The following is a 24,384-nucleotide window of genomic DNA, read 5'->3' on the forward strand; positions in this document are numbered from 1 at the left end:
CCATTTCCGAAAAGGAGCCCGACCATGGCCACCGTGCATGTGAACGACGCCGACTTCGACGCCCAGGTGCGTCAGGCCGACACCCCCGTGATCGTCGATTTCTGGGCCGAATGGTGCGGCCCCTGCAAGCAGATCGGCCCCGCGCTGGAGGAGCTGTCCGACGAATATGCGGGCCGTGTGAAGATCGTGAAGATCAACGTGGACGAGAACCCCGAACAGGCCGCGGCCCTGGGCGTGCGCGGCATCCCCGCGCTGTTCATGTTCAAGGGCGGAGAGGTCGTGTCGAACCGCATGGGCGCCGCCCCCAAGGCCGCGCTGAAAAGCTGGATCGACGAATCCGTCTGATCCGGCCTGAATGACGCGAAAGGCGGCGGCCCCTCAGACGGGCCAGCCGCCTTTTTTCATGGCCGCCAGCAGGCGGTCGTCGGCATCGGGCGCCATCATGTCCAGGCTGGTGCGGCGCAGGAACCAGTCCAGGAATTTCGCGGTCGGGGGGTCGTGATCGGCGGCCATCGCCAAGGCGCGATCGGCGCCAAGCCGCCCCGCATCCAGCGTGACATGGTGATAATCGGACAGCCCGAACAGCACCACCGGCTTGCCCAGGATCAGCCCGTCGAACCCCACGCCGCTGTTCTGCGTCACCACGAAGGCGCAATCGCGCAGCCGCGCCGCTGTGTCTGCGCAGATGGTCAGGTTCGGGTGATCGCGCGCCAGCCGGTCCAGGGCTATGCGGTCGGCATCGTCATAGACCTCCTTGGGGTGCAGGGTCGCGATGCAGGGGCGCCCGGTGCGGGCGGTGGCGCGGATCATCTGCACCGGACTGGCCGACTGAAAGCTGCGCTGGCGGCGGATATGGCCCTGCAGCGGGATCAGGATGTGATCGCCCCGCACCGGGTCCGGCCCCGGCAGCACGCGGGCGCGCAGGCGGCGGGCAAAGTTGCGCGCGGCATCGTCCTCGATCCGGGCGGGGTCGAAGGCGGTCTGCGCGATCGGCCAGCGCCAGCGTTCGGCCAGACGTTCCAGCCGCCAGTAGGGATAGTGATAGGCCAATCGAAAGGTCAGCGCGCGGTCATGGGTCGGACGCTCCATGTTGTAGAGCGCATAGCCGGGGCGGTCCGGGGCCATGGCGCGGGCGGCCTCTCCCGAGCGGTGGATCTCGATCCGCCAGCCGCGCGATTCCAGAAGCGCGCGGATGCGGTTCAGGAAACCCAGCTTGCCCGCCTGCGCGGTCTGCAGGATGGGGGCATGCAGATAGACGCTCAGCAACAGATCGCTCATGCCCGGATGCTAGGGCGGGTGCGGCCGGTTTTCAACGGGTTGCGCCGGGCCGTGGGGGTTCATATCTGCTGAGCCGACGAAAGACAGATGGAGCAGGCCCGATGGCAGAGGACAGATTTCCCGGCTGGCACGGCACGACGATCCTGGCGGTGCGCCGGGGCGGCAAGGTGGTCGTGGCAGGCGACGGACAGGTCAGCGTCGGCCCGACCGTGATGAAGGGCAGCGCCCGCAAGGTGCGCCGCCTGACCCCCGGCGGACGCGACGTGGTCGTGGGCTTTGCCGGCTCGACCGCCGACGCCTTCACCCTGCTGGAGCGGCTGGAGAAGAAGCTGGAGGCGGCCCCCGGTCAGCTGCAGCGCGCTTGTGTGGATCTGGCCAAGGATTGGCGCATGGACAAGTACCTGCGCAACCTGGAGGCCATGCTGATCGTGACCGACGGCGTCGATTTGCTGGTCGTGACCGGCGCGGGCGACGTGCTGGAGCCCGAACATGACGTGGCGGCCATCGGGTCGGGCGGAAACTTCGCCCTGGCCGCGGCGCGGGGGTTGCTGGAGAGCGATCTGGACGCCGAGGCGATCGCACGCAAGGCCATGCAGATCGCGGCCGATATCTGCGTCTATACGAACGGGCGCCTGACGGTCGAGACCATCGGGTAAAGGCCGGGGGCGCTTCGCCCCCCGGACCCCCAGAGGATATTTGAGTGAAGAAGAAAGGACGAGCGGTGCGCTGCGCCGGGTCCTTTTCAGGAGAGACATCCATGACTGACCTGACCCCCCGCGAGATCGTGTCCGAGCTGGACCGGTTCATCATCGGCCAGAACGACGCCAAGCGCGCCGTCGCCGTCGCCCTGCGCAACCGCTGGCGCCGCAAGCAGCTGGGCGACGACCTGCGCGACGAGGTCTATCCCAAGAACATCCTGATGATCGGGCCGACCGGCGTCGGCAAGACCGAGATCAGCCGCCGTCTGGCCAAGCTGGCCAACGCGCCCTTCATCAAGGTCGAGGCGACCAAGTTCACCGAGGTCGGCTATGTCGGCCGCGACGTCGAGCAGATCATCCGCGACCTGGCGGATGCCGCCATGATCGACACGCGCGAGCGGATGCGCGAGGCGGTCAAGGCCCGCGCCCACAAGGCCGCCGAGGAGCGCGTGGTCGAGGCCTTGGCCGGCAAGGATGCCCGCGACGGTACCCGTCAGATGTTCCGCGACAAGCTGAAGCGCGGAGAGCTGGACGACACTGTGATCGAGCTGGAGGTGCAGGACAACTCCAACCCGCTGGGCGGGATGGAGATGCCGGGCCAGCCGGGCCAGCCCCTGGGCGGCATGATGGACCTGTCCGGCCTGATGAAGGCCTTCGGCGGCCGCAAGGTGCGCCGCAAGGTGACGGTGGCCGAAAGCTATGAGCTGCTGATCGCGGAGGAGGCCGACAAGCTGTTGGACGACGACACGGTCAAGGCCGCGGCGCTGGAGGCGGTGCAGCAGAACGGCATCGTCTTCATCGACGAGATCGACAAGGTCTGCGCCCGCGCCGAGGCGCGCGGCGGCGATGTCAGCCGCGAGGGCGTGCAGCGCGACCTGCTGCCGCTGATCGAGGGCACGACGGTCAGCACCAAATACGGCGCGGTCAAGACGGACCACATCCTGTTCATCGCCTCGGGCGCATTCCATGTCGCGAAACCCTCGGACCTGCTGCCCGAGCTGCAGGGCCGCCTGCCGATCCGGGTCGAGCTGCGCGCCCTGACCGAGGAGGACTTCATCCGCATCCTTACCGAAACCGACAACGCCCTGACGCGCCAGTACACCGCGCTGATGCAGACCGAGGGCGTCACCGTGGCGTTCACCGAGGACGGCATCGCCGCGCTGGCCCGCATCGCGGCGGAGGTCAACGCCTCGGTCGAGAACATCGGCGCGCGCCGGCTGTACACGGTGATCGAGCGGGTGTTCGAGGAGCTGTCCTTCACCGCCCCCGACCGCAGCGGCCAGTCGGTCAGCGTGGATGCCGATTTCGTGGAACGCCATCTGGGCGATCTGTCGCGGTCGACCGACCTGTCGCGCTATGTCCTGTGACCGGGGAACCCGGCGTGGCCCTGTCGGGTTGGCTGGCTGAACACACAAGGGGACGGATCACATGGGTTGGATTTTCAGCGTCATCATCTTCGTGCTGGATGTCTGGGCGATCGCGCAGATCATCAACACGAATGCCAGCAACAAATCCAAGATCCTGTGGATCCTGCTGATCGTGATCCTGCCGGTGGTCGGCCTGATCATCTGGTACTTTGCGGGACCGAAGTCGAACGTCCGCCTCTGACCCGCGCCGCGCGCCCCGCACAGGGGCGCGCATCTAACCTTTGGCCCGGCGCAGATAGACGTAATAGGCTCCGTCGCCGCCATGGCGGAAATGCGCCGCGCTGACCTGCTGCACCACCGCCGAAAGCGGCGCGGCGTGCAGCCAGTACGGCACCTGATAGCGCAACGCACCCGGCCGCGTCGGCATCGGCCCGTGATCGCCCCGCCCCTTTCCCGTGATGACCAGCACCAGCCGCAGCCCGTTCGCATGGCTGCGCAGGATGAAGTGCAGCAGTTCCGGCTGCGCCTCCGACAGGGTCAGACCGTGCAGGTCCAGCCGCGCCTCGGGGTGCAGCTTGCCCTTGCTCATGCGGCGATGCGTGCGCGCGTCCATGCGCAGGCTCGCAGCCGACAGCTGGTCGGCGGGCGAGACGGGGCGCGCGATCTTGGCGGCGGGCCGGGACGCGGCCTGGCCCACGCGGAACCGCGGCAGCGGGGCGGGCGGTGCGGGGGCGGGCGCAGGGGGGGCGATCATATCGGCAAAGGCCGCCAGATCGGCGGCCTGTCCCTTGCGCTTGGGGTCCAGCGGCTCTGCGGTTCGCGCGACGCGGGTCCAGAGATCCCGGTCCTCGGGCGTCAGCCCCCGTCGGCGTGCCATCAGCCGGTCGCGACGAGCTGCCAGTTGGGATCGTCCTGACCCATCGGACGGGCGAAGGTCCAGGTGTCCTTCTGCTTGCGCGGGGCCTTGGGGTCGCCCTCGACCACGCTGCCGTCGGCGGCGCGGGTCACGGCGATCAACTCTCCGACAAAGCGGACGGTGATCTGCCCGATGCCGGTGGCGGGGTCGTATTCGGCCGCCGCCAAGCTGGTGTCGCGGGTGCCCAGATAGGTCGCCTCGACGGTCTGGCCCGCGGCGCTGCGCTGGTCGATGACCGATTGCAGGGCCTCGGCGACCTCGGGGGCCAGGAAGGGACGGACCTCGGACAGGTCGCCCCGCTCGAAGGCCATCAGGATCATCTCATAGGCCTGGCGCGCGCCGCCCAGGAAGTCGCGCAGCCCGAAGGAGGGCTCGGCCCGCTTCATCGCGGCCAGCGCGGTCGCGGCGGGGCCGCCGGCCTCGGCATGGTCCAGGATGTCGTGGTCGGGCTCCTCCGCGCTGCCCTCGATCACCTCGAAGCGGTTGGGGCGGGCAGGGGTCTGGTCCACCTGCGGGGGCTCGAACCCGTCGCGTGTCCCCAGCACGTTTTTCAGCCGCAGGATCAAAAAGATCGCGATGCCGGCAAGGACGATCAGCTGAAGAAGCGGGTTGGACATGCAGGGCAACCTCTGGTCAAACGGCGTTGGTATCGGGCGGTCTGTGCATTATGTAGGGAGTGCCTTGGCGCAAGTCCAGTTTCCGCGCCGGCAGGAAGGGGAATTCACATGCGGCTGATCGCCATGTTTCTGGTGGTGCCGATCATCGAGATCGCGCTGTTCATCCAGGTCGGAGGGCTGATCGGCCTGTGGCCGACCTTGGGCCTCGTGGTGCTGTCGGCCGTGCTGGGCGTGTCCCTGATCCGCGGTCAGGGCGCCCGCGCGGGCCTGGAGGTCCAGCGCAGCCTGGCCGAGATGCGCGACCCCATGCGCCCCATGGCCGATGGCGCGATGGTGATCGTGGCGGGTCTGCTGCTGCTGATTCCGGGCTTCTTCAGCGACATCCTGGGCCTTGCGCTGCTGGTGCCCGGCGTGCGCCGCCTGCTGATGGCGCGGATCGCCCGGCGCGTCACGACGACGCGGGGCATGCCCCGCCGCGAGCCGCACCGCCCCCCTTACGAGGCGGGCGTGATCGACGGCGATTACGTCGTGGCCGACGACGGCGGGTCCCCGCGCGCGCCGGTGGACCTGCCCCCCGAACTGGGCGACGTGCCGCCGCCGCCGGGCCGCGGAACGGGCCGGGGCTCCGGCTGGACCCGGCATTGAGCGCCGCGTGCCGGCCTGCTAGAACGCGGGCTGCACGCGTCATGTTCGCGGGCTTCGCGCCCATACGCATCACGCCCATACGGACAACGAAGGTAGGACCATGACCGAAGACACCCCGCAGAACGGCGCAGCCCAGCCCGAGACCCAGGCCGGCGCCGCCGCCGCGCAGCCGCGCATGCAGATCCTGGCCCAGTTCATCCGCGACCTGTCGTTCGAGAACGCCGTGGCCCAGAAGGGCGCCCCCCAGGGCGAGGTCCAGCCCGAGATCACCGTGCAGGTCAGCCTGGACGCCCGCAAGCGCGGCAGCGACACCCAGTACGAGGTCATCACCAAGTACCGCGTCACCTCGACTAACAAGGGCGACGGCGCGACGCTGTTCCTGGCCGAGCTGGATTACGGAGGGGTCTTCCAGATCGAGGGCGTCCCGCAGGAGCAGCTGCATCCGTTCCTGATGATCGAATGCCCGCGGATGCTGTTCCCCTATGTCCGGCGCATCATCTCGGACATGACCCGCGACGGGGGCTTCCCGGCCTTCAACATGGACCCGGTCGATTTCGTGGCGCTGTATCGCCAGGAGCTGGCGCGCCGCGCCCAGGCCGCCCAGGCCGCGCCCGCCGACCAGCGCCTGTCGTAAGATCCGATGGCCAGGCCCGCATCGCGCGCCTGGCAGCGGATGCTGTCGGGCCGCCGGCTGAACCTGCTGGACCCGACGCCCTTCGACATCGAGATCGGGGACATCGCCCACGGCCTGGCCTTCGTCGCGCGCTGGAACGGTCAGACGCAGGGCGACTGGCCCTATTCGGTGGCCGAACATTCGCTGCTCGTGGAACAGATCATGGCGCGGCTGGACCCCGGCTGCGATCCGCGCTGGCGGCTGGCCGCGCTGCTGCATGACGCGCCGGAATACGTCATCGGGGACATGATCTCTCCGGTGAAGGCGGCCCTGGGCGGCGAATACAAGGCCATGGATGCGCGTCTGGCGGCGGCGATCCATCTGCGCTTCGGCCTGCCCGCGGTGCTGCCCGTGGCGGTCAAGCGGCGGATCAAGGCCGCCGACCGCGTCTCGGCGCGCCTGGAGGCGGTGACCATCGCGGGTTTCGGCGCGGCCGAGGCGCAGCGCCTGTTCCCCGTCCCCGAGGCGCAGATGCTGCCCGACCTGAGCATCACCCTGCGCCCCCCGGCCCAGACCCGCGCGGCCTTTCTGGAGCGCTTCGCGGCGGTCCTGGCGCAGGTCGACGGCGCCGGCGCGCCCCCGCCCGGCGGCTGACCGCCGCGCAAGGGGGTTGCTTCGGGGGCGTGGCGCGCGTATGTCGGTCCGTGGGACACCCCTCCCCAACGAGGGGCCTTTAGCTGGAAGGCTAGTCACATGACCGATCATGCGATCCCGGCCGCGCGGCCGGAAAATCCGCGCTTCTCCTCTGGCCCCTGCGCCAAGATTCCCCATTATTCGCTGGATATGCTGTCGGACGCGCCCCTGGGCCGGTCGCATCGCGCCGCCGTCGGCAAGTCCAAGCTGGCCGAGGCCATCGACCTGACCCGCACGGTCCTGGGCGTGCCGGCCGATTACCGCATCGGCATCGTCCCCGGTTCCGACACCGGCGCGGTCGAGATGGCCATGTGGACCCTGCTGGGCGCAGGCCCCGTCGAGATGCTGGCCTGGGAAAGCTTCGGCGAGGGCTGGGTCACGGATGCCGTGAAGCAGCTGAAGCTGGACGCCACCGTCCGCAAGGCCGATTACGGCAGGATCGTCGATCTGGCCGAGGTCGATTTCGACAAGGACGTCGTGTTCACCTGGAACGGCACCACCAGCGGCGTGCGCGTGCCGAACGGCGATGCGATCCCCGCCGACCGCGCGGGCCTGACCATCTGCGACGCGACCAGCGCGGCCTTTGCCATGGATCTGCCCTGGGACAAGCTGGATGTGGTGACCTTCAGCTGGCAGAAGGTGCTGGGCGGCGAGGGCGCGCATGGCGTGCTGATCCTGTCGCCGCGCGCCGTCGAGCGGCTGGAGACCTATGTCCCCGCCTGGCCGCTGCCCAAGATCTTCCGCATGACCAAGGGCGGCAAGCTGATCGAGGGCATCTTCAAGGGCGAGACGATCAACACGCCCTCGATGCTGGCGGTCGAGGATTACCTGGTGGCGCTGAAATGGGCGCAATCCCTGGGCGGCCTCACGGCGCTGATCGCGCGGGCGGATGCCAATGCGGCTGCTGTGCGCGATTTCATCGCGGACAAGGACTGGATCGCCGATCTGGCCGAGGACCCGGCCACCGCATCGACGACCAGCGTCTGCCTGAAATTCACCGATCCGGCCATCAAGGACGGCGCGGCCTTTGCCAAGGCCGTGGCCAAGCGGCTGGAGAAGGAGGGCGTCGCGCTGGATGCGGGCGCCTATCGCGACGCGCCGGCCGGTCTGCGGATCTGGTGCGGATCGACGGTCGAGACCGCCGATGTCGCGGCCCTGATGCCGTGGATTGAATGGGCGTACCGCGCCGAGCTGGCCGCGCAGTGATCCGAGAGGTCGGGGGGCCTTGCGCCCCCCGGACCCCCCGCAGGATATTTTTCTGAAGAAGAAGCAAGGCGTCCGCGAGGCTGTGCCCGGATGCCGCATGAGAAGGACTAGTCCCATGCCGAAGGTTCTCGTGTCCGACAAGCTGTCGGAAACCGCCGTCCAGATCTTTCGCGATCGCGGCGTCGAGGTGGATTACCTGCCCGATCTGGGCAAGGACAAGGAAAAGCTGGCCGAGGTGATCGGGCAGTATGACGGGCTGGCCATCCGGTCGGCGACCAAGGTGACCGAGAAGCTGCTGGAGCAGGCGGCGAACCTGAAGGTGATCGGCCGCGCGGGCATCGGCGTCGACAACGTCGACATCCCGGCCGCCAGCAAGAAGGGCGTCATCGTGATGAACACGCCCTTCGGCAACAGCGTCACCACCGCCGAGCATGCCATCGCGATGATGTTCGCGGTCGCCCGCCAGCTGCCCGAGGCCAGCGTCAGCACCCATGCCGGCAAGTGGGAGAAGAACCGCTTCATGGGGGTCGAGCTGTTCAACAAGACCCTGGGCGTGATCGGGGCGGGCAATATCGGGTCGATCGTGATCGACCGCGCCCTGGGGCTGCACATGAAGGTGCTGGCCTATGACCCCTTCCTGTCGGAGGAGCGGGCGCGCGAGATCGGCGTGACCAAAGTCGAGCTGGACGAGCTGCTGGGCCGCGCGGATTTCATCACCTTCCACGTACCGCTGACCGAGAAGACGAAGAACATCCTGTCGCGCGAGGCCATCGCCAAGCTGAAGAAGGGCGTGCGCATCATCAACTGCGCCCGCGGCGGTCTGGTCGACGAGGAGGCGCTGGCCGAGGCGCTGACGGACGGGCGCGTGGCCGGCGCGGCCTTCGACGTCTTCGCCGTCGAGCCCGCGACCGAGAGCCCGCTGTTCAACCTGCCGAACGTCGTCGTGACGCCGCATCTGGGCGCCTCGACCACCGAGGCGCAGGAGAACGTGGCCCTGCAGGTCGCCGAGCAGATGTCGGACTATCTGCTGTCTGGCGCGGTGCAGAACGCGCTGAACATGCCTTCGGTCACTGCCGAGGAAGCGGCCGTGATGGGTCCGTGGATCAAGCTGGCCGCGCATCTTGGCGCCTTCGTAGGCCAGATGACGGACGAGCCGATCAAGGCGATCAATGTGCTCTATGACGGCGTCGTGTCCGAGATGAACCTGAATGCGCTGAACGCGGCCGTCATCGCGGGCGTGATGAAGGCCACGAATCCGGACGTGAACATGGTCTCGGCCCCGGTCATGGCCAAGGAGCGTGGCGTGCAGGTGTCGACCACCAGGCAGGACAAGGCCGGCGCCTATGAGGGTTACGTCAAGGTCACCTGCGTCACCGAGACCCGCGAACGCTCGATCGCCGGCACCGTGTTCAGCGACGGCAAGCCGCGCTTCATCCAGATCCGCGGCATCAACGTGGATGCCGAGGTGGGGGCGCACATGCTCTATACCCGCAACAAGGACGTGCCGGGCGTGATCGGCGCCCTGGGGATGACCCTGGGCGATCTGGGCGTGAACATCGCGAACTTCACCCTGGGCCGGGCCGCGAACGGCGCGGATGCCATCGCGATCCTGTATCTGGACGAGGCGATCAGCGACGCGGCCCTGGCCGCGCTGCAGAACACCGGCAAGTTCCTGCAGGCCCGCCGCCTGCAATTCGAGGTTTGACCTTCCCGCCGCGCGCCCCTAACCAAGGGGCGCGCGGTCGCCTTTTGCCGCGCGCCACGGCCCGGGGCTGACAGATGCGACTTTACGCGATCGGCGACATCCACGGACATCTGGACCAGCTGAAGGCCGCGCATGAGCGGGTCTTCCGCGATGGCGGTCGCGATACGGTCATCGCCCATGTGGGCGACCTGATCGACCGCGGACCCGATTCGCGCGGCGTCGTCCAGCACCTGATGGAGGGCCGGCGCGCCGGGCGGCCCTGGATCGTCACGCGCGGCAATCACGACCGATTCCTGCCCGCCTTCCTGCAGCGGCCAGACTGGGTCGATCCGGGCCTGTCCTCGGGGCAGCACTGGATCGACCATCCGGGACTGGGGGCGGCGGCGACGCTGGCCTCCTACGGGCTGGATGCGGCGATGCCGCGGGCGGCGCTGCTGGAGGCCGCGCGGCGCGCGGTGCCGGACGATCATGTCCGGTTCCTGGCCGGGCTGCCGCTGTGGCACCTGCATCCGCTGGCGCTGGTCGTGCATGCGGGCGTGCGGCCGGGCATCGACCTGCAGCGGCAGCAGGAGCAGGACCTGGTCTGGATCCGTCAGGGATTCCTGGACAGCGAGGCCGATCACGGCCCGCTGGTCGTGCATGGCCACACCGCGCTGGAGCGTCCGGTGCTGTATCGAAACCGCCTGAACATGGATGGCGGGGCCGCCTATGGCCGTCCGCTGGCCACGGCCGTGATCGAGCCGGGCGCCGTGCATCTGCTGACCGAATCGGGCCGAGAGCCCCTGTCGCCGGAGTGAACCGATGCGCCTTGCCGCCCTGCTGAGCCTGCTGGCCCTGCCCGCCGCCGCCGAGGAGATCGGCCGGGTCGGCGTGGACTGGGTCGGGAACGACGTGGTGATCGAGGCGATCCGCGATCCCGACGTGCCGGGCGTGACCTGCCATCTGGCCTATTTCGAACGCTCGGTCCTGGACCGGCTGAGCCAGGGGAACTGGTTCGAGGACCCCTCGAACAGCGCGATCCAATGCGCGCGGACGGGGGCGATCGACGTCTCGGGGCTGGAGCCGGGGGAGGCCGAGGCGGTGTTCTCGGAGGGGCGGTCGCTGGTCTTCAAGACGCTTCGGGTCCAGCGCGTCTATGACGCCGAGAACCGGGTGCTGATCTATCTGGCCCATGCCAGCCAGGTGACCGAGGGATCGGCCAAGATGTCCATGGCGACGGTGCCGCTTCTGGCCGAGGACCGCGCGCCCTGACGGTCCGGGGCGATTCGGTGGACAGTGCGGCCCTGTCGCGCTAGAAGGCGCGCTGACGTCTGATCGAGCCGGAATGAGATGATGGAACCCGCGCGGATGCCGGCCCAGAGCCGCCATGCGAAATACAGCCTTGGACAGGTGGTCCGTCACCGGTCGCGCCCGTTCCGCGGGGTGATCTTCGATGTCGATCCGGAATTCGCCAATACCGACGAATGGTACGAATCCATCCCCGAGGACGTGCGCCCCGACAAGGATCAGCCCTTCTACCACCTCTTTGCCGAGACCGAGGCGACCTATTACGTCGCCTATGTCTCGGAGCAGAACCTGGAGCTGGACTGCTCGGGCGAGCCGCTGGACCACCCCGAGGTCGGCGACATGTTCGGCGCCTTCGAGGACGGACGCTATTTCCTGGCGGGGCCGGTGAACTGAGGCCGGCTCAGGTGCTGGCGCCCTCGGCCTCGCGCTGCGTGAAGGGGATGCTGAAGGCCAGATAGTTCCGGCTCTCCTCGCGGTAGTAGCACAGGGCCTGCGTCAGGTCCTGGATCAGGAACCAGCCGAACCCGCCCTCGGGCAGGTCGTCGGCCAGCATCGGCGGCAGGCCGCGCGGCAGCAGGCAGTCGTCGGGCAGGGACGCCCCGTCATCGGTCAGCGCGCAGGCCAGCCCGCCGCTGTGGCGCACGATGCACAGATGGATCACCGGCAGATGCGGCTCGGCGTCGTCGGGCGCCGTCAGGGGCGCGTGTTCGGCCACGTTGTTCATCACCTCGGCCAGGACCAGCTCCAGCCGGCCCAGGGTGTCGTCGCTGACCTCGGCGCGGAAGCGCAGGCGCACGTCGCTCAGCGTGTCGCGCACGGTCATCGGATGCGCGCTGAGCACGCGGTGGAACATCGGCTGCGTCCGGGTTGCGGGACGCGCGCCCGTGCCGGCATCGACGCCGATGCCGGAGCGTTCGCTGGAGGTCATTCACGTTGCTCCTTCTGAGCGGTGTGGGGCCGGGAGGCATGGGAGGCCGGTACCGCGGGGCGGATGTCGAAGACGCTGTCCATCCGAGTCAGGCGGAACACCCGCTCGACATTCGGGGTCAGCGCCAGCAGCACCAGCTCCACCGTCTCGGGCAGGCTCTTGCGGACGGCGATCATGGCGCCCAGGCCCGAGCTGTCCATGAAGTCGACCGCGGCCATGTCCAGATGGACGGGCTTTCGGCGGCCGACCACGATCTCGCGCAGCTTGTCCTTGAACTGGGTCGCGATCGCCGCGTCGATCCGGGCTTCCGTCACCGTGACGTGCAGGTGGGACTCGGTCTCTTCGACGATGAACTGCATGATCGGCCTTTCCTGTGCTTCTGCGTTCCTCAGTAGACGGGAAAGGTTACGATCCGGTAAGCGGAGGGCAGGGACATGAGGGGGAATTCATGACGACACGACAGATTTTCGTGCAAGGTGCCGCGCGCACCCCGATGGGCGGGCTGATGGGGGCACTGTCGCCCGTCGCCGCCGCCGATCTGGGCGGCACGGCGATCCGCGCCGCGCTGGCGCGGGCGGGCGGGCGGCCGGTCGATTCGCTGCTGATGGGCTGCGTGCTGCCCGCGGGGCAGGGACAGGCGCCGGCGCGCCAGGCGGGCTTTGCCGCGGGGCTGGGCCAGGAGGTGCCGGCCACGACGCTGAACAAGATGTGCGGATCGGGCATGCAGGCGGTCATGATGGCCGCCGACGCGATCGCCGCGGGCAGCGCCGAGACGGTCGTCGCGGGCGGCATGGAGAGCATGTCGAACGCCCCCTATCTGCTGCCGAAGATGCGGGCGGGCGCGCGTCTGGGGCATGGGCAGGTCCTGGACCACATGTTCCTGGACGGGCTGGAGGACGCCTATGACAAGGGCCGCCTGATGGGCACCTTCGCCGAGGATTGCGCGGCCGAGTTCGCCTTCACCCGGCAGGCGCAGGACGAATACGCCCTTGCCAGCCTGACCCGCGCGCAGGAGGCCATCGCCCGTGGCGCCTTTGCCGCCGAGATCGCCGCGGTCACCGTGCCGGGCCGCGGCGGCGACCGGATCGTCGAGATCGACGAGCAGCCTGGCCTGGCCCGCCCCGACAAGATCCCGCAGCTGAAGCCCGCCTTCCGCAAGGACGGGACGGTGACGGCGGCCAACAGCTCCAGCATCTCGGACGGGGCGGCGGCGCTGGTGATCGGGGCCGATCCGTCGGGCGCCGTCGCGCGCATCCTGGGTCATGCCAGCCACGGCCAGGCGCCCGGACAGTTCCCGACCGCCCCCGTGCCCGCGGCCGAGAAGCTGCTGGCGCGGATCGGCTGGAGCGCCGACAGCGTCGATCTGTGGGAGGTGAACGAGGCCTTTGCCGTCGTCCCCATGGCCTTCATGACGCGCATGGGCCTGTCGCATGACCGCGTCAACGTGAACGGCGGGGCCTGCGCCCTGGGCCATCCGATCGGCGCATCGGGCGCGCGCATCATCGTCACGCTGATCCATGCGCTGCAGGCGCGCGGCCTCAGCCGGGGGGTGGCGGCCATCTGCATCGGCGGCGGAGAGGGCACCGCCGTCGCCATCGAGCTGACCTGAACTGCCCGCGAAACCGGCAGGCTGCCGTCCCGTGCATCGGGACGGCCTTGCCCGGCCGATCATGCTGCGGAACCAACAGGCAAATCCGGCGGTTCTGCTGTGGACTTCGGACGGCCGGACGCGGATCATCGACGGGGCGCAAGACCCTGAATGACGCGTGACGAGTGGGGGATGGATGAGCACATACAACGAGATGTTCGAAGGCGAGCGCGTGCGCGAACCCTATGCCCGGCTGCGGGAATGGGTCGAGACGATGCCCGACGACTTCCGCCAGATGAAGCAGGCCGAGGCCGAGGCGCTGTTCCGGCGCATCGGCATCACCTTCGCCGTCTACGGCGAGGGGGGCGATCCGGACCGGCTGATCCCCTTCGACATGATGCCCCGCGTCTTCGAGCAGGCCGAGTGGCGCCGCCTGGAACGCGGCATCAAGCAGCGCGCGCGGGCGCTGAACGCCTTCCTGCGCGACGTCTATGGCCGCGGAGAGATCATCCGCGCGGGCCGCATCCCGGCGCGGCTGGTCTATCAGAACGAAGCCTATGAGAAGGCCGTGGTCGGCGTGGTGCCGCCGCGCGGCATCTATTCGCACATCATCGGCATCGACCTCGTGCGCACCGCCAAGGACGAGTTCTATGTGCTGGAGGACAACTGCCGCACGCCGTCCGGGGTCAGCTACATGCTGGAGAACCGCGAGATCATGATGCGCATGTTCCCCGGCCTGTTCCGCGGCAACCGGATCGAGCCCGTGGACCAGTATCCCGACCTCTTGCGCCGCACGCTGGAATCGGTGGCGCCGGCGAAATGCAACGACCGGCCGACCTGCGTGATCCTGACGCCCGGCCATTTCAACAGCGCCTATTACGAGCACAGCTTCCTGGCCAACCTGATGGGGGTCGAGCTGGTCGAAGGGCAGGACCTGTTCGTGGATGGCGAGTTCTGCTACATGCGCACCACCACCGGCCCGCGCCGGGTGGACGTGATCTATCGCCGGATCGACGACCCGTTCCTGGACCCGCTGTGCTTCCGGCCCGATTCGATGCTGGGCGTTCCGGGGCTGATGGACGTCTATCGCTCGGGCGGGGTGTCGATCTGTTCGGCGCCGGGCGCGGGCGTGGCCGACGACAAGGCGATCTACACCTTCGTCCCCGAGATGGTCCGGTTCTATCTGGGCGAGGAGCCGATCCTGAACAACGTCCAGACCTGGACGCTGTGGAAGGACGACGACTATCGCTATGTGATGGAGCATCTGCCCGAACTGGTCGTCAAGGAGGTCCACGGATCGGGCGGCTACGGCATGCTGGTCGGCCCCAAGTCGACCAAGGAGGAGATCGAGACCTTCCGCGCCAAGATCCAGGCCAACCCGTCGAACTACATCGCCCAGCCCACGCTGGCCCTGTCCACCTGCCCGACCTTCGTCGAGGACGGGATCGCGCCGCGCCATGTGGACCTGCGGCCCTATTGCCTGTGCGGCGACCGGATCGAGCTGGTGCCGGGCGGCCTGACCCGCGTCGCGCTGCGCGAGGGGTCGCTGGTGGTGAACTCGTCACAGGGCGGAGGTGTCAAGGACACCTGGGTCCTGTCGGAATGAGGGGACGCAACACGATGCTCAGCCGCACCGCCTCCAACCTGTTCTGGATGGGCCGCCATCTGGAACGCGCCGAAACCGCCGCCCGCCTGCTGGACGTGGGCCAGCGCATCACGCTGCTGCCCAATACCGAGGCCGGCTATCAGAACGAATGGAACTCGCTGCTGCAGGCCTCGGGCAGCGCGGACCTGTTCGGCCGGAAATACGGCGGCATCACCCAGGAGAACATCGAGGAGTTCATCTTCTTCGACCATGACAACCCCTCCTCCGTCGTCAGCTGCGTCGAGAAGGCGCGCGAGGCCGGGCGCATCGTGCGCACCGCGCTGACCAGCCAGGTCTGGGACGCGCTGAACGTGGCGTACCAAGAGCTGCGCAAGATCGAGCGCACTCCGCGGGCCAAGCTGGACACGGCCTCGCTGACCGATTTCGTGACCGCCCACACCTCGACCGTGCGGGGCGCGATCAACGCCTCGCAGCTGCGCAACGACGGTTGGCACTTCATGAACCTGGGCTATGGGCTGGAGCGGGCCGACGCGACCGCCCGCCTGCTGGATGTGAAGTATTTCGTGCTGCTGCCGCGCATCGAATTCGTCGGATCGGGGTTGGACACCTATCAGTGGCAGGTGATCCTGCGCGCGCTGTCGGCGCATCGGGCCTATCACTGGGCCTATGGCGGCGACATCACCGCGGGGCAGGTGGCCGATTTCCTGATTCTGAACGGGGAAAGCCCGCGCGCGCTGATCACCTCGCTCTATGAGACGGTGTGGCACCTGGAGGGGCTGGCGCGGCGCTATGGCGACAGCGTGCCGACCAGCGCCCGCGACAAGGCGCGCGAGGTGCTGGCCGCGCTGCAGGCCCGCGACATCGAGATGATCTTCGACGAGGGCCTGCACGAGTTCCTCAGCTGGTTCATCCAGGAGCTGTCCACCATCTCGAACCTGGTGCACCAGGACTACCTGCTGGGAGGAGTGTGACCCATGCGCCTGATGATCGCCCATGAGACGCTCTATCGCTATGACCAGCCGATCCGGAACCTGGTCCAGAGCCTGCGCCTGACGCCCTCGATCTTCGAGGGGCAGAAGACCCATGACTGGCAGATCGACGTGTCGGGCGGGCTGCGCGGGCCGGGCTTCCGCGACGGCGCCGGCGACTGGATCGAGGGCTGGACCGTGCGCGGCCCGGTCGATCAGGTGACGGTCCGCATCACCGGCCGCGTCGACACCCGCGACACGGCGGGCGTGCTGCGCGGCCACCGCGAGATGATCAACCCGCTGACCTATCTGCGCGACAGCCCGGCGACCCGGCCCGACGACGCGCTGCGCGCGCTGGCCGCGTCGGTGGCGGGCGACGATCCGCTGGACCGGGCGCACCGCCTGTCCGGCGCGATCAGCGACCGCATCGCCTTCCGCCCCGGCGTGACGCAGACCGGCACCACCGCCGCGCAGGCCCTGGCCCTGGGCGAGGGGGTCTGCCAGGATCACACCCATGCGCTGACCGCCATCGCGCGCCTGTCGGGCATGCCCGCGCGTTATGTCTCGGGCTATCTGCACTCGACGCTGGACGGCAAGGCCCATGACGCGGCCCATGCCTGGGCCGAGATCCATGTGCCGGGCCTGGGCTGGGTCGGCTTCGACGCGGCGAACCGCTGCTGTCCGGACGAACGCTATGTGCGGCTGGGCTCGGGGCTGGATGCGGCGGATGCGGCGCCGATCCGGGGCGTCGCCATGGGATCGGGCGCCGAGGACATGGACGTGACCGTCAGGGTCGAGGAGATGGCGCAATAGCCGCCACCCACGGCCAGACCAGGCTGGCCGCGATCGCCCACATGACCAGGGCGATCGCGAATTCCAGCCGCCGCCACGCGCGCGGCCGGGCAAAGACCGGCCGCAGCCAGGCCGCCCCATGCGCCAGCGTCAGGAAGAACAGGAACGATCCGCTGATCGCGCCCGCCGCGAACCACGCCTCGGCCCCGGGATACTGGGTCGAGATCGCGCCCAGCAGCACCACCGTGTCCAGCCAGACATGCGGGTTCAGCCAGGTGATCGCCAGGCAGGTGGCCAGCACCGCGCCAAGCGGCGCGTCCGGCCCCTGCCCCGCCACCTCCAGCGCCGCGTCGGATCGCAGCGCGGACCGCAGGCTGCGCGCCCCGTACCAGATCAGGAACGCCGCCCCCGCCGCCCGCATCACCGGGTCCAGCCAAGGCAGCCGCGCGGTCAGCGCCCCCGCCCCCGCAACGCCCGCCCCGATCAGCAGCGCATCCGACAGCGCGCAGGTCAGCGCCACGGCGGTCACATGTTGCCCCCGCAGCCCCTGCCGCAGCACGAAGGCGTTCTGCGCGCCGATCGCCACGATCAGCCCAAGCCCGGTCGCCATGCCGGTGAAGAAGACGCTCATTGCGGGGCCTTTCCTGTGGATCGCCCCCGTCCTAGCCTGTCGTCCCGCCCCGGACAAATTCGGATGGCTTACGCGGGTGAAGGAAAACCGATGCTGGACCATGCCGCCGCCCGTGCCGTCGCGCTGATCGCCCGTCTGGGCAGCTTCGATCAGGCGGCGCGGGCGCTGAACATCTCGCCCTCGGCGGTGTCGCAGCGAGTGCGCCAGCTGGAGGAGCGTCTGGGCACGGTGTTGATCCGGCGCGGCCAGCCCTGCACCGCCACCCCGGCAGGCCTGCGCCTGTGCCGCCACATGGAGCAGGTCGACCTGCTGGAGGCCGGCCTGGCCCGGCACCTTCCGGGCCTCTCTCAGACCTCGGACCCGCGGCCCAGCCTGCGCGTCGCGGTGAATGCCGACAGCCTGGCGACCTGGTTCCTGCCCGCCCTGGCCGATTTCACGGCCGATGGCGCGGTGCTGGTCGATCTGTCCGTCGATGACGAGGGCCACACCGCCGACTGGCTGCGTGACGGTCAGGTCTTGGCCGCCGTGACCGCCTCGGCGCAGCCGGTGCCCGGATGCGACATGCGGCCCTTGGGCGTCCTGCGCTATCGCGCGACGGCCAGTCCGGCCTTCATGGCGCGGCACTTTCCCGACGGCGTCACCGCCGCGGCGCTGGCCCGCGCCCCCGCCCTGGCCTTCAACCGCAAGGACCGGATGCAGCAGGACTGGGCCGCCCGGCACTGGGGCGTGGGCAGCCTGCCCGCCCATGGCCTGCCCTCCAGCACCGGCTTCGTCGAGGCGTGCCTCGCGGGCATGGGCTGGGGCCTGAACCCCGAGGCCCTGGTCGCGGGGCATCTGGCCGCGGGGCGGCTGGTCGCGCTGTCGCCCGGCGTGCCGCATGACGTGGCGCTGGTCTGGCAGGTGAACCGCATGGCGGCCGCGTCGCTGGCGCCGCTGACCCGCGCGGTCCGTCACGCGGCGGCCGGGGCGCTGCCGCGCGCCGCGGCCCCGGATGATTTGGGAACCACTGCGGGTTGAAATGAGATAGGGTGATGGTGATTGCGGTTCCTGCCGCGGCCGCGCATCCCCGTCGTGAAAGGCATCCGATGTTCGACAATGCCGACGCCATCCTTCTGGCCCGTATCCAGTTCGCCTTCACCGTCAGCTTCCACTTCCTGTTTCCCGCCTTCACCATCGGGCTGGCCAGCTTCCTGGCGGTGCTGAACGGGCTGTGGCTGTGGACCCGCGACCATCAGTATCTGGACCTGTTCCGCTACTGGGTGAAGATCTTCGCCCTGGCCTTCGCGATGGGCGTCGTGTCGGGCATCGTCATGTCCTATCAGTTCGGGACCAACTGGTCAGCCTTTTCGGACAAGGCGGGGCCGGTCATCGGCGCGCCGATGGCCTATGAGGTGCTGTCGGCCTTCTTCCTCGAGGCGGGGTTCCTGGGGATCATGCTGTTCGGCCGCGACCGGGTCGGGCCCACGCTGCACATGATCGCCTGCGCGGCGGTGGCCTTCGGGACCGCCATGTCGGCCTTCTGGATCCTGTCGGTGAACAGCTGGATGCACACCCCGGCGGGGTTCGAGATCGACGCCGAGACGGGCCAGTTCCTGCCCACCGACTTCTGGCAGGTGATCTTCAACCCGTCCTTCCCGTACCGGCTGATGCACACGGTCACGGCGGCCTATCTGACCACGGCCTTCATCGTGGGGGGCGTGGCCGCGCTGCACATGCTGCGCCACCGCCACCGCCGCGACAGGGTCAGCCCGGCCACGCGCACCATGTTCAGCATGGCGATGTGGATGGCCGCGATCTTCGCGCCCGTGCAGATTCTTCTGGGCGACATGCACGGCATCAACACGCTGGAGCATCAGCCCGCCAAGGTCATGGCAATGGAGGGCCATTTCGAGAGCCACCCCGAGGGCGCGCCGCTCTACCTGTTCGGCATCCCCAACCAGGAGGAGCAGCGCCTGGACTATGCCATCGGCATCCCCAAGCTGTCCTCGCTGATCCTCAAGCACGACCTGAACGCGCCGCTGGACGGGCTGGACACCGTCCCCCGCGCCGATCAGCCGCCGGTCGCGGTGGTCTTCTGGTCGTTCCGGGTGATGGTGGCCCTGGGCTTCGCGATGCTGGGCCTCGGGCTGTGGTCGCTCTGGGCGCGCTGGCGGGGGGTGCTCTATGACAGTCCGATGCTGCACCGCGCCGCGCTGATCCTGTCGCCGGCCGGGCTGATCGCGGTCCTGGCGGGCTGGATCACGACCGAGGTCGGCCGACAGCCCTTCACCGTCTACGGCCATCTGCGCACCGCGGACAGTGCGGCGCCCTTGGATGCGGCGGCGGTCGGCGCGTCACTGATGGCGTTCATCATCGTCTATTTCGCGGTGTTCGGGGCAGGGACCTACTACATCCTGCGGCTGATGAACCGGCCCCCGCTGCGCGACGAGCCGCGGCTGAAGGATGTGAACGACAGCCCGACCCGCACCGCCGGAACCACCCCCGCGCAGCAGCACGGCGCGCGCGCGCCCCAACCCGGAGAATGACCATGCCCCTGACGGAAGGCGTATCGCTGGATCTGACGGTCATCTGGGCCTTCGTCATCGCCTTCGCGGTGCTGGTCTATGTGGTGCTGGACGGGTTCGACCTGGGGCTGGGCATGCTGTTCGCGGCCGAACGCGAGGGCGGCGACCGCGACCTGATGATGAACTCGGTCGCGCCGGTCTGGGACGGGAACGAGACCTGGCTGGTGCTGGGCGGAGGCGGGCTGTTCGCGGCCTTTCCGCTGGCCTATGCGCTGATCCTGCCCGCGCTCTATGCGCCGATCATGGCGATGCTTCTGGCGCTGATCTTTCGCGGCGTGGCGTTCGAGTTCCGCTGGCGGACCAAGCGCTGGCGCCCGGTCTGGGACCTGGCCTTCATCGGCGGATCGGCGGTCGCCGCGCTGTCGCAGGGCATCGCCTTGGGCGGGCTGCTGCAGGGCATCGACATCGACAAGGCGGCGCGGGAATATTCGGGCGGCTGGTGGGACTGGCTGACCCCGTTCAGCGTGGTGGTCGGCATCGCGGTCATGGTGGGCTACATGCTGCTGGGCGCGACCTGGCTGGTGATGAAGACCACCGGCCCCCTGCAGGAGCGGATGCGCAGGCGGGCGTGGGTTCTGGGCGTCGCCACGGTGGTCTTCATGGGCGTCGTCAGCCTGTGGACGCCCTTCCTTCAGGACGGCTACTACAGCCGCTGGTTCGGAGGCTGGAACATCGCGCTGGCGGCGGGGGTGGGCGCGGCGGTGCTGGCGCTGGCCTTCGGGATGTTCACCACGCTGATGGTGCGGCAGCACGACTATTGGCCGTTCCTGTTCGCGCTCGGCATGTTCATCCTGGCCTTCGGCGGGCTGGGCTTCTCGATGTTCCCCTACATCGTGCCGGTCGAGGTCACCATCTGGGAGGCCGCCGCCCCCGAGAACAGCCAGATCTTCATGCTGGTCGGCGCGGCGGTGCTGGTCCCGGTGATCCTGACCTATACCGCCTATTCCTACTGGGTGTTCCGCGGCAAGATGGACCCCAGGCAGGGCTATCACTGATGCCCACGGCCCTGCGGCGGCTGGCCTGGTTCGTGGCGATCTGGCTGGCCAGCGTCGCGGCAATCGGGACGGTGGCTTGGATCATCCGCCTGTGGATCGCCTAGCCCAGATAGGCCCGCAGCCCCGGCGGCGGATCGTCCAGCAGTGGCCCGGTGGGGCAGGGCGGATGAACGCGCCCCTCCTCGACCAGCAGGGTGTCGGGCGCGAAGGTGCGGGCATCCTCGGGGTCATGGGTCACCATCAGCACGGTCGTGTCCGCCGCGACCTGCGCCAGAAGCGCCAGCATCTCGGCCTTGAGCGCGGGACCCAGGGCCGCGAAGGGCTCGTCCAAGAGCAGCAGCGGCCGCGCGCGCAGCAGGACGCGCGCAAGGGCGACGCGGCTCTGCTGACCGCCCGACAGGCTGTCGGGACGCCGGTCCCCGGTTCCGGTGAGTCCGACCTGATCCAGAACCTCCAGGACACGCGCCTTCTGGACGCGGTCCAAGCGCAGGTCCGGGCGCAGGCCCATTCCCACATTTTGTTTCACGCTGAGATGCGGAAACAAGTTGTTGTGTTGAAATAGGATCGACAGGGGTCGCTTGCCCGGCGGAAGCGCGGTAATGTCGGCGCCGTCCCACAGCAGGCGGCCCCGGGTTGGGGTCAGAAACCCCGCGACCAGCGCGAGCAGGGTCGACTTGCCGGAACCCGACGCCCCGATGACCGCATGGCGGCCCCGCGGCACGGTCAGGTCGGCGGTCAGCGTGAAGTCGTCCTGACGCAGCAGGATGTCCTGAAACTCAAGCGCCATGGCGTCCTCCCCGGTCGAAGGCCCAGAACAGGCCAAGGCTGAGCGCCATCAGCAGCAGGGCGCAGGCCGCCGCATCCGCCATCCGATAGCTGTTCATCAGCTGATAGAGCATCAGCGGCAGCGTCGGGTTGTCGCCCGCGAACAGCGTGATGACACCCAGATCGCCCATGGCCAGCGCCGCCGCCAGCCCCGCGCCGAAGCCCAGGGGCCGTGCCAGGCGCGGCAGGACCAAGAGCCGAAGCCGCGCCCAGCCCCGCAGGTCCAGTGACGCGGCCAGCCGCCCGTAATCGTCCTGCAACGTGCGCGCGGCCGGGATCAGCGCGCGCAGCGCGAAGGGCAGCGCCATGGCCGCGTTGATCAGCGCCGTGACCGGCAGGGCCATCTGCTGCGGCGTGATCGTGCCGCGCAGCAGGATGAACAGCCCCGTCCCCAGCACCAGCGGCGAGGCGATCAGCGGCAGCATGCCCGCCGCCTCGACCCACCGGGCCGCCCCCCGCGCCACCGTCAGGGCCAGCGCCAAGGCCGCCCCCGCGCAGAGCAGCGCCGAGATCACCGCCATGACCAGCGACCGGCCCGCCGCCGCCCAGACCTCGGGCGGCAGGGCAACCATGCGCGGCAGGCCCGTGGCCGCGACCGAGATCAGCGGCGCCAGCAGGAAGGCCGCCGCCGCCGCGATCACCGCCGCGTCCGTCAACCGCCGCCAGCCGCCGGGCGCGGGCGGCCCGCCCAAAGCGTCCAGCCCCGCGCCGAAGCCCGCGGGCACCGTGATCCGCGCGGCCAGCGCCGCCGCCGCGATGCAGATCGCGATCTGCACCATCCCCAAGGCCGCCGCGCGCCCCAGGTCGAAGTCGAAGCGGAACGCCTGATAGATGGCCAGCTCCACCGTCGTGGCCCGCGGCCCGCCGCCCAAGGCCAGCGCCACCGTGAAGGAGGTCAGGCAGACCAGGAACACCGCCAGCCAGACGCCGGGCAGCACGCCGCGCAGCATCGGGCGTTCCAGATGGCGGGCGATGTCGCGGGGCGCGAAATCAAGGCTGGCGGCCAGCCGGAAGCGTTCGGCCGGAATCGCCTGCCAGCCCTGCAGGATCAGCCGCACCGACAGCGGCAGGTTGAAGAACACATGCGCCAGGATCACCCCCTGCCAGCCATAGATGCCGATGGCGGGCAGGCCCAGGGCCTCCAGCGCGCCGTTCAGCGCGCCGTTGCGCCCGAAGATCGCGATCAGGCCCAGCACCGCCACGATCACCGGCAGGATGAAGGGCGCCCCCAGCAGCGTGACCAGAAGCCCCCGCCCCCGGAACCGCCGCCGCGCCAGCGCGCGCGCGACCGGCACGGCCAGCGCGGCCGACAGGGTGGCGGACAGCGCCGCCTGCCAGCACGTGAACCAGACGGCGCGCAGGTCCCATTCGGTCAGGCCCGACAGCCCGCCCGCGACCCAGGCCACCGCCGCCAGCGTGCCCAGGATCAGCGCGGCAAGTGCGCCCGCGATGGCGTGGCCGATGCTCAGCGGAAGGCCCGCTGCCATTCGTCCAGGGCGGGGGCGCGCAGGGCCTCGGCCTCGTCCTCGGACAGGAACAGGGTCGTCTCGGGGCGGGGCAGGTCGCGCATCACCTCCGGCCAGTCGGCCTGGGGCAGTTTCGCGGGCAGGGACCAGTTGGCCAGCGGGATCGTCGCCTGGAAATCGGGGGTCAGAACCCAGTCCATGAAGGCTTGCGCCAGTTCGGGCTGATCGGTGCCCGCGATCTGGGCCACCAGTTCGGCCATGAAGTAATGCCCCTCGGGGAAGATCGCGGCGCGCTTGGTGTCGTCCTCCTCGGCGGCGATGTGATAGGCGGGCGAGGTGGTGTAGGACAGGACCATGTCCGCCTCGCCATCCGTGAACAGGCCATAGGATTCCGACCAGCCGCGGGTGACGGTCAGCACCTTGGGCGCGAGCTTGGCCCAGGCCTCGCCCGCCTCATCGCCATAGACCGACTTGACCCAGAGGAGCATCGCCAGACCCGACACCGAACTGCGCGGATCCTGGATGACGATGCTGATGTCCTTGGCCTCCAGAAGTTCGGCAAAGCTGGCGGGCGGGTTCTCCAGCCGGGTCGCGTCATAGACGAAGGCCGTCTCGCCCCAGTTGTAGGGCAGGAAGATGTCATCCTCCCATGCGATGGGCAGCGACAGGTCGGACGTGTCCTGCCCGTGCGGCGCGAACAGACCCGATGCGCGGGCGCGGGCCGTCATGTCGGTGTTCAGGCCGAAGACGATGTCGGCCTGGGTGCCCGCCCCCTCCATCAGGATGCGCGGCAGCACGTCGCCGGTCACGAACTGCAGGTCGCAGTCGCAGATCGCCTCGAACCCCTCCTCGATGGCGGGGCCGGGGCCCCATTCGCTGGTGACGCTGTCGCCGGCATAGACGGTCAGGACGCGATCCTGGGCCAAGGCGGGGCTGGCCAGCAGCAAAGCGGGGATCAGGACGGATTTCATCGGCAGCCTCTCTTGTCGGGTGATC

At 69.2% G+C, this 24,384-nt stretch carries 29 protein-coding genes; 20 read left to right on the forward strand and 9 right to left on the reverse strand.

All coding sequences use genetic code 11. The features are described 5' to 3' along the window. The first annotated feature begins 24 nt into the window (after nucleotides 1-24). Entirely contained in the window at nucleotides 25-345 is a 321-nt protein-coding gene (gene trxA / locus AACG61_RS00640) for a thioredoxin (protein WP_411838101.1), read from the forward strand. Between the two features lie 33 nt (nucleotides 346-378). Here the strand turns inward: trxA and AACG61_RS00645 are convergent, their stop codons facing one another. Beyond that, a complete protein-coding gene (locus AACG61_RS00645) occupies nucleotides 379-1,278 on the reverse strand; it encodes a hypothetical protein (protein WP_411838102.1) in 900 nt (299 codons plus the stop codon). A gap of 101 nt (nucleotides 1,279-1,379) precedes the next feature. Between AACG61_RS00645 and hslV the strand changes: the two genes are divergently transcribed. The 3 genes from hslV to AACG61_RS00660 all read left to right on the forward strand — a co-directional run bounded on the left by hslV (nucleotide 1,380) and on the right by AACG61_RS00660 (nucleotide 3,584). Then, on the forward strand, nucleotides 1,380-1,934 hold the full coding sequence (hslV, locus tag AACG61_RS00650; protein WP_411838103.1) for an ATP-dependent protease subunit HslV: 555 nt from the start codon (nucleotides 1,380-1,382) through the stop codon (nucleotides 1,932-1,934). A gap of 101 nt (nucleotides 1,935-2,035) precedes the next feature. Beyond that, nucleotides 2,036-3,343: an ATP-dependent protease ATPase subunit HslU gene (gene hslU, locus AACG61_RS00655; protein ID WP_411838104.1), complete on the forward strand. Its 1,308-nt coding sequence runs from the start codon at nucleotides 2,036-2,038 to the stop codon at nucleotides 3,341-3,343. 61 nt (nucleotides 3,344-3,404) lie between these two features. Beyond that, nucleotides 3,405-3,584, forward strand: a complete 180-nt coding sequence (locus AACG61_RS00660; protein WP_411838105.1) for a PLDc N-terminal domain-containing protein — start codon at nucleotides 3,405-3,407, stop codon at nucleotides 3,582-3,584. A gap of 33 nt (nucleotides 3,585-3,617) precedes the next feature. Here AACG61_RS00660 and AACG61_RS00665 read toward each other — a convergent pair whose 3' ends face one another. After that, complete coding sequence (locus tag AACG61_RS00665; RefSeq protein ID WP_411838106.1) at nucleotides 3,618-4,220, reverse strand: Smr/MutS family protein; 603 nt, start codon at nucleotides 4,218-4,220, stop codon at nucleotides 3,618-3,620. Further along, nucleotides 4,220-4,876, reverse strand: coding sequence for a Tim44/TimA family putative adaptor protein (locus tag AACG61_RS00670; RefSeq protein ID WP_411838107.1), 657 nt, complete (start codon nucleotides 4,874-4,876; stop codon nucleotides 4,220-4,222). The genes AACG61_RS00665 and AACG61_RS00670 overlap by 1 nt, the downstream gene beginning before the upstream one ends. Before the next feature lie 108 nt (nucleotides 4,877-4,984). Between AACG61_RS00670 and AACG61_RS00675 the strand changes: the two genes are divergently transcribed. The 8 genes from AACG61_RS00675 to hspQ all read left to right on the forward strand — a co-directional run bounded on the left by AACG61_RS00675 (nucleotide 4,985) and on the right by hspQ (nucleotide 11,418). Continuing rightward, nucleotides 4,985-5,521, forward strand: a complete 537-nt coding sequence (locus AACG61_RS00675; RefSeq protein ID WP_411838108.1) for an FxsA family protein — start codon at nucleotides 4,985-4,987, stop codon at nucleotides 5,519-5,521. Nucleotides 5,522-5,621: 100 nt separating this feature from the next. Continuing rightward, entirely contained in the window at nucleotides 5,622-6,155 is a 534-nt protein-coding gene (secB, locus tag AACG61_RS00680; protein WP_411838109.1) for a protein-export chaperone SecB, read from the forward strand. A gap of 6 nt (nucleotides 6,156-6,161) precedes the next feature. Further along, on the forward strand, nucleotides 6,162-6,788 hold the full coding sequence (locus AACG61_RS00685) for an HD domain-containing protein (RefSeq protein ID WP_411838110.1): 627 nt from the start codon (nucleotides 6,162-6,164) through the stop codon (nucleotides 6,786-6,788). A 99-nt stretch (nucleotides 6,789-6,887) separates the two neighbouring features. Continuing rightward, the gene (locus AACG61_RS00690) at nucleotides 6,888-8,033 is read left to right on the forward strand and encodes a phosphoserine transaminase (RefSeq protein WP_411838111.1); all 1,146 of its coding nucleotides are present in this window, start codon (nucleotides 6,888-6,890) and stop codon (nucleotides 8,031-8,033) included. 115 nt (nucleotides 8,034-8,148) lie between these two features. Next, nucleotides 8,149-9,738 carry a phosphoglycerate dehydrogenase gene (gene serA, locus AACG61_RS00695; protein ID WP_411838112.1) on the forward strand — a complete coding sequence of 530 codons (1,590 nt, stop codon included), beginning with the start codon at nucleotides 8,149-8,151 and terminating at the stop codon, nucleotides 9,736-9,738. A 74-nt stretch (nucleotides 9,739-9,812) separates the two neighbouring features. Beyond that, complete coding sequence (locus AACG61_RS00700; RefSeq protein ID WP_411838113.1) at nucleotides 9,813-10,535, forward strand: metallophosphoesterase; 723 nt, start codon at nucleotides 9,813-9,815, stop codon at nucleotides 10,533-10,535. A gap of 4 nt (nucleotides 10,536-10,539) precedes the next feature. After that, nucleotides 10,540-10,989 carry a CreA family protein gene (locus AACG61_RS00705; RefSeq protein ID WP_411838114.1) on the forward strand — a complete coding sequence of 150 codons (450 nt, stop codon included), beginning with the start codon at nucleotides 10,540-10,542 and terminating at the stop codon, nucleotides 10,987-10,989. Between the two features lie 78 nt (nucleotides 10,990-11,067). Continuing rightward, nucleotides 11,068-11,418 carry a heat shock protein HspQ gene (gene hspQ / locus AACG61_RS00710; protein WP_411838115.1) on the forward strand — a complete coding sequence of 117 codons (351 nt, stop codon included), beginning with the start codon at nucleotides 11,068-11,070 and terminating at the stop codon, nucleotides 11,416-11,418. Between the two features lie 7 nt (nucleotides 11,419-11,425). Here the strand turns inward: hspQ and AACG61_RS00715 are convergent, their stop codons facing one another. Next, entirely contained in the window at nucleotides 11,426-11,953 is a 528-nt protein-coding gene (locus AACG61_RS00715; protein ID WP_411838116.1) for an ATP-binding protein, read from the reverse strand. After that, on the reverse strand, nucleotides 11,950-12,312 hold the full coding sequence (locus AACG61_RS00720; protein ID WP_411838117.1) for an STAS domain-containing protein: 363 nt from the start codon (nucleotides 12,310-12,312) through the stop codon (nucleotides 11,950-11,952). The genes AACG61_RS00715 and AACG61_RS00720 overlap by 4 nt, the downstream gene beginning before the upstream one ends. Before the next feature lie 89 nt (nucleotides 12,313-12,401). Here AACG61_RS00720 and AACG61_RS00725 point away from each other — a divergent pair, with 89 nt between their 5' ends. The 4 genes from AACG61_RS00725 (at nucleotide 12,402) to AACG61_RS00740 (ending at nucleotide 16,928) form a co-directional block, all read left to right on the forward strand. Then, entirely contained in the window at nucleotides 12,402-13,562 is a 1,161-nt protein-coding gene (locus AACG61_RS00725) for an acetyl-CoA C-acyltransferase (protein ID WP_411838118.1), read from the forward strand. 175 nt (nucleotides 13,563-13,737) lie between these two features. Then, a complete protein-coding gene (locus AACG61_RS00730) occupies nucleotides 13,738-15,147 on the forward strand; it encodes a circularly permuted type 2 ATP-grasp protein (protein ID WP_411838119.1) in 1,410 nt (469 codons plus the stop codon). Nucleotides 15,148-15,161: 14 nt separating this feature from the next. Then, nucleotides 15,162-16,118, forward strand: a complete 957-nt coding sequence (locus AACG61_RS00735) for an alpha-E domain-containing protein (protein ID WP_411838120.1) — start codon at nucleotides 15,162-15,164, stop codon at nucleotides 16,116-16,118. A gap of 3 nt (nucleotides 16,119-16,121) precedes the next feature. Further along, nucleotides 16,122-16,928, forward strand: coding sequence for a transglutaminase family protein (locus AACG61_RS00740; RefSeq protein WP_411838121.1), 807 nt, complete (start codon nucleotides 16,122-16,124; stop codon nucleotides 16,926-16,928). Here the strand turns inward: AACG61_RS00740 and AACG61_RS00745 are convergent. Further along, nucleotides 16,903-17,538 carry a LysE/ArgO family amino acid transporter gene (locus tag AACG61_RS00745; protein ID WP_411838122.1) on the reverse strand — a complete coding sequence of 212 codons (636 nt, stop codon included), beginning with the start codon at nucleotides 17,536-17,538 and terminating at the stop codon, nucleotides 16,903-16,905. The two genes, AACG61_RS00740 and AACG61_RS00745, sit on opposite strands and share 26 nt — an antisense overlap. Before the next feature lie 90 nt (nucleotides 17,539-17,628). Here AACG61_RS00745 and AACG61_RS00750 point away from each other — a divergent pair, with 90 nt between their 5' ends. From AACG61_RS00750 to AACG61_RS00765, 4 genes are all read left to right on the forward strand, one after another. After that, a complete protein-coding gene (locus AACG61_RS00750; protein WP_411838123.1) occupies nucleotides 17,629-18,555 on the forward strand; it encodes a LysR family transcriptional regulator ArgP in 927 nt (308 codons plus the stop codon). 68 nt (nucleotides 18,556-18,623) lie between these two features. Beyond that, nucleotides 18,624-20,063, forward strand: coding sequence for a cytochrome ubiquinol oxidase subunit I (locus AACG61_RS00755; protein ID WP_411838124.1), 1,440 nt, complete (start codon nucleotides 18,624-18,626; stop codon nucleotides 20,061-20,063). A gap of 2 nt (nucleotides 20,064-20,065) precedes the next feature. Next, nucleotides 20,066-21,097: a cytochrome d ubiquinol oxidase subunit II gene (gene cydB / locus AACG61_RS00760; RefSeq protein ID WP_411838125.1), complete on the forward strand. Its 1,032-nt coding sequence runs from the start codon at nucleotides 20,066-20,068 to the stop codon at nucleotides 21,095-21,097. Continuing rightward, nucleotides 21,097-21,201: a DUF2474 family protein gene (locus AACG61_RS00765; protein ID WP_411838126.1), complete on the forward strand. Its 105-nt coding sequence runs from the start codon at nucleotides 21,097-21,099 to the stop codon at nucleotides 21,199-21,201. The genes cydB and AACG61_RS00765 overlap by 1 nt, the downstream gene beginning before the upstream one ends. Here the strand turns inward: AACG61_RS00765 and AACG61_RS00770 are convergent. From AACG61_RS00770 to AACG61_RS00780, 3 genes are read right to left on the reverse strand one after another with little or no spacing between them, the layout of a single operon-like run. After that, nucleotides 21,198-21,884 (reverse strand): ATP-binding cassette domain-containing protein, encoded by a 687-nt coding sequence (locus AACG61_RS00770; RefSeq protein ID WP_411838127.1) that lies wholly within the window; start codon nucleotides 21,882-21,884, stop codon nucleotides 21,198-21,200. The genes AACG61_RS00765 and AACG61_RS00770 overlap by 4 nt on opposite strands. Next, a complete protein-coding gene (locus AACG61_RS00775) occupies nucleotides 21,874-23,409 on the reverse strand; it encodes a thiamine/thiamine pyrophosphate ABC transporter permease ThiP (protein ID WP_411838128.1) in 1,536 nt (511 codons plus the stop codon). Before AACG61_RS00775 ends, AACG61_RS00770 begins: the two co-directional genes overlap by 11 nt. Continuing rightward, a complete protein-coding gene (locus tag AACG61_RS00780; protein WP_411838129.1) occupies nucleotides 23,388-24,359 on the reverse strand; it encodes a thiamine ABC transporter substrate binding subunit in 972 nt (323 codons plus the stop codon). The genes AACG61_RS00775 and AACG61_RS00780 overlap by 22 nt, the downstream gene beginning before the upstream one ends. Nucleotides 24,360-24,384 lie beyond the last annotated feature (25 nt).

The sequence above is a fragment of the Paracoccus sp. ME4 genome, from assembly GCF_046736325.1.
Taxonomy (GTDB): Bacteria; Pseudomonadota; Alphaproteobacteria; order Rhodobacterales; family Rhodobacteraceae; genus Paracoccus.